We start from the raw sequence: 4,226 nt of genomic DNA on the forward strand, positions 1-4,226 counted from the left end.
ATCCGGTCAAGGCCGTGCCGGTGATGGGGTTTGCGAACGGCAAGCGGGTGCTGATCACCGACACGCCGCCGACCTTCGTTCCGGCGCTGAACTGACGGGCAGCGAGCGATGACGGATCGAGACTTCGGTGCAGACCTCGTCGTGCTGAGCGTCGACAATCTGGTCGTCCGCTACGGCGCGGTGAGCGCGGTGCGCGACCTCAGCTTGAAGGTCGGGCGGGGCGAACTCGTCGCCCTGCTCGGCCCCAACGGCGCCGGCAAGAGCTCGACCATCAACGCGCTGACCGGCCTGGTCACGCCGGTTTCCGGCCGCGTCGTTCTCGACGGCCAGGACATTTCGCGTGTCCGCACCGAGGACCGCATTCGCGCCGGCCTGACCTCCACCCCCGAAGGCCGGCACATCTTCGCCAATCTGACGGTCGGCGAGAACCTTCGGCTTGGCGCGGCGATACGGCGCGATCCCAAGGGCGTGCGCCAGGACATCGAGCGCTTCCTGGCCTTGTTTCCGGTGCTTTCCGAACGCTACGGGCAGGCGGCCGGCACGCTATCGGGTGGCGAGCAGCAGATGTTGGCCATCGCCAGATCGCTGATGTCGCGGCCGAAGCTTTTGCTGCTCGACGAGCCGTCGCTGGGACTGGCGCCGAAGATCGTCGTGCAGATCTTCGATTTCATCGGCGAGCTGAAGGCGGAAGGGCTGACGCTGCTGGTGGTCGAGCAGAACGCCAGGCAGGCATTGCGCTTCGCCGACCGCGTCTATGTCGTCAGCGCCGGCACGCTTCGCCACAGCGGGCCGCCATCCAGCCTTGCCGACGAACACGGTCTCTTCAACCTCTATATCGGCGGGTAGGCGGCGACATGGATTATGCCTTGCAGCAGCTTCTCAATGCGCTGGCTTTCGGTGCGGAATATTCGCTGGTCGCGCTCGGCCTCGCGGTGGTGTTCTCGATCATGGGCCTGGTCAATTTCGCGCATGGGGAGATCATCGGCGTCTCCGCCTACAGCGTGTTCCTGGCGGCGGCGCTCGGACTGACTTCGCCTATCGTCGCGGTGCTGCTTGCTGTCGCTGCCGCCGCACTTGCGGCCATCGCCTTCGAGCGGGTGGCGTTCCGGCCGGTGCGCTATGCGCCGACGACGACCGGGCTGCTGACCGCCTTCGGCGTCTCGATCGTCGTGCAGAACCTGTTCATGCTGCTGATCTCGCCAAAGCCGCAGTCGGTCTCGATCCTCAACGGGCTGAACCAGATGTGGTTCTTCGGCCCCTTTGCGGTGTCGTCGCTGCAGGTGATGGAGCTTATCGTCTCGGGCCTGACCATTCTCGCCTTGGTGCTGTTCCTCAACCGTTCGACGCTCGGCCTCGCCATCCGCGCGGCGTCGCGCGATTTCGCCACGGTGCGGCTGATGGGTATCAAGGCGAACCGGGTGATCGCCACGGCCTTCGCCGTCTCCGGCGCACTGGCCGGCATCGCCGCCGTCTTCATCATCGCGCGGCGCGGCAGCGTCTCGCCCGATCTCGGCTTCAGCCTGGTGCTGAAGGCGTTCGTCGCCTGCGTGATCGGCGGCTTCGGCTCGCTGGCGGGCGCTGCGGCCGGCGGCATGCTGCTCGGCTTCATCGAGGTCGGCCTGCTGGTTGCGTTGCCGCAGGAGTATGGAGGCTTCAAGGACGCGCTCACCTACGGGATCATCGTCGCGCTGCTTGTCTACCGGCCAGAAGGCCTGCTCGGCCAGCGGGTCGAACTCGGCGACAAGGAGATTTGACGTTGTCGCAGGCAATCGAAGAGACCGCATCTCCGTCTACTGCTGTCGCACAATCCCGCGCTGCGCTGACGCGCTCGCTGATCGGTGGGCTGGTAACGTCGGTGCCGGTGCTGGTGGTCGGGCTGCTGATCCTGAATTTCGCGCCGACCTACTACACCTATCTGGCGCTCGGCGCCTTCGTGAACCTGATCGTCGTCGTCGGCCTTCAGGTGTTCATGGGCAACAGCAACATCGCCAATCTCGGCCACAGTGCCTTTGTCGGCCTCGGCGCCTATGGCGTCGCCATCCTGTCGACGCCACTGGCCATGAAGAAACTGTCGATCCCCCATGCGCCGTTCGGCTTCGCCACATTGCAGCTCGATCCGGTGTCGTCGGCGCTCATCGCGCTCATCATGGTCGGCATCGTCGCCGCCGTCAGCGGAAAGGTGATCAGCCGCCTGTCGGGTGTCGCCGCGACCATCGTCAGCCTGGCGCTGCTGATCATCGTCCATTCGGTGTTTCTCAACTGGACCAATCTGTTCAAAGGCAACCAGGCCTTCTTCGGCATCCCGAAGGTGGTCGGCTTGCCCTGGATGATGGTGTTCTCGGTGGTGGTGATCGTGCTGGCGCGGCTGTTCAAGGACAGCCGCTGGGGCCTGCAGCTCCGCGCCAGCGCCCAGAGCCCGCAGGCCGCCGCAGCACTCGGCATCGACGCCCGACGCCTGCGGCTGATGTCGTGGGTGCTGTCGGCGCTGATCTGCGGCCTCGCCGGTGTGCTCTACGCCTATTTTGCCGGCACGATCAGTCCCAAGCTTTTCTACTTCCAGATGATCTTCAACACGCTGGCGATGCTGATCCTGGGCGGCATGGCGACGGTGACCGGCGCGGTGACCGGCGTGATCGTGCTTTCGGTCGGGCTGGAATTCATCCGCAGCATCGAATCCGGCGTGACGATCGCCGGCCTCCAGCTGCCGCAGCTGCTCGGGCTGTCGGGTGTGGCGCTCGGCGTCGTCATCGTGCTTTGCATGGCCTTCCGGCCAAGCGGCATCAGCGGCCGTTATGAGCTCGACGAATTGTTGTCGCGATTTTTCAGGCGCAACGCGAAATAGCGTAGCGTCTGTCCGTTTCTTCTAACGCAATTCCGGACGGAAAACCGTTTCACACTTTTCCTGGAATTGCTCCGAGTTTTCCTGGTGGAGGTTTGAAGTGGAATTTGAGGACAAGGCCGCGGCCTACAAGCCCAGGCTCGAAGCGCTGCAGAGCAAGCTGGCGGCCGACGGCGTCGAATTCATCGAGATCCATACGGTCGACACATCAGGGGCGTTCCGCTCCAAGATCGCACCGCTGAAGCTCTCTACCTATGGCGAATCCATCAACGCCATCCTCTATTGCGTTACCCATGGCGACGGCCAACCGATGGGTGATGTTGCCTTCGCCTCGCCGAGCGCCAATGAGGACAACGGCTTTCCAAATATCAAGGGGATCATCGATCCGGCGACGGTCGTCCAGCACGGCTGGAAGCCGAAATTCGCCTCCGCCATCACCAGCTCCTACATGCTCGACGGCGCGGTCTGTCCGTTCGATCCGCGCGGCGTGCTGGCCCGCGTCGAAGAACGCGCCAGGGCGCTCGGCTACGAGCCGATGATCGCGCTCGAATACGAGTTCGGCATCTTCCATGCCGACCACGATCTGATGCGCGCCGGGCGCTACCGCGAGCTGAAGCCCTGGGGCCATTCGCTGATCAACTATGATCTGGTGCGCAGCGGCGAATATCAGGATTTTGCCGCCGAATTCATCACCCGCATGAAGAGCATCGGCATCGGGGTGGCCTCGCTGGTCACCGAATATGGCTACGGAATGTATGAATATGCGCTGACACCGAAATCGGCACTGCAGGCAGCCGACGACGCCATGCGTGCCAAGCTGCATCTGCGCGAGCTGTGCGCCGAGCGTGGCCTGGTCGCCACCTTCATGACGCGCTTCCAGCCGCCGGGCAAGGAAAGCGCCTGCGGCGCGCATCACCATGTCAGCCTGTGGCGCGACGGCAAGCCGGCCTTCGCCGCCGGCCCGAACCGGCTGACGCCGGTTGCGGAAAAGTTCCTTGCCGGCGTGCTCCACCGGATGCAGGAAACACATCTGTTGTTTCGGCCGACGGTCAATTCCTACCGCCGCTTCGATCGTGGCGCCTGGTCGCCGGAGGACGTCGCGTGGGGTTTCGAGAACCGCACAGCACCCGTCCGCGCCATCACCACGCCGAATGACGGCGCCTGCCGGCTGGAGCATCGCGCGCCGGGCGCCGACATCAATCCCTATCTGTCGATCGCCGCGATCCTGGCGGCTGGCTGCGAGGGCATCGAGAAAGATCTGCCGCTCGAAGCGCCGGTGACGTCGAACCTGGCCAATCTCGACAAGCCGAAACTGCCGCGTACGCTCAATTCTTCGATCGAGGCCTTCGCCGCATCGGATTTCTGCGCGGATGCGTTTGGTGAGGCC

The 4,226-nt window shown here is 64.3% G+C and carries 4 protein-coding genes; all 4 read left to right on the plus strand.

The annotated features are described in order from the left end of the window. Positions 1-141: 141 nt before the first annotated feature. Complete coding sequence (locus EN964_RS26745; RefSeq protein ID WP_127273337.1) at positions 142-846, plus strand: ABC transporter ATP-binding protein; 705 nt, start codon at positions 142-144, stop codon at positions 844-846. Between the two features lie 8 nt (positions 847-854). Further along, entirely contained in the window at positions 855-1,754 is a 900-nt protein-coding gene (locus tag EN964_RS26750) for a branched-chain amino acid ABC transporter permease (RefSeq protein WP_127273335.1), read from the plus strand. Between the two features lie 2 nt (positions 1,755-1,756). Continuing rightward, a complete protein-coding gene (locus EN964_RS26755) occupies positions 1,757-2,842 on the plus strand; it encodes a branched-chain amino acid ABC transporter permease (RefSeq protein ID WP_127271221.1) in 1,086 nt (361 codons plus the stop codon). Positions 2,843-2,939: 97 nt separating this feature from the next. Continuing rightward, positions 2,940-4,226, plus strand: a 1,287-nt coding sequence (locus EN964_RS26760; protein WP_164776007.1) for a glutamine synthetase family protein, incomplete at its 3' end; no start/stop codon positions are given.

The organism is Mesorhizobium sp. M7A.F.Ca.CA.001.10.2.1 (assembly GCF_003998575.1).
Lineage (GTDB): Bacteria > Pseudomonadota > Alphaproteobacteria > Rhizobiales > Rhizobiaceae > Mesorhizobium.

Bases quoted from the DNA above. Each gene is read 5' to 3' on its own strand.
- EN964_RS26750 (WP_127273335.1), top strand. From the start codon at position 855: ATGGATTATGCCTTGCAGCAGCTTCTCAATGCGCTGGCTTTCGGTGCG.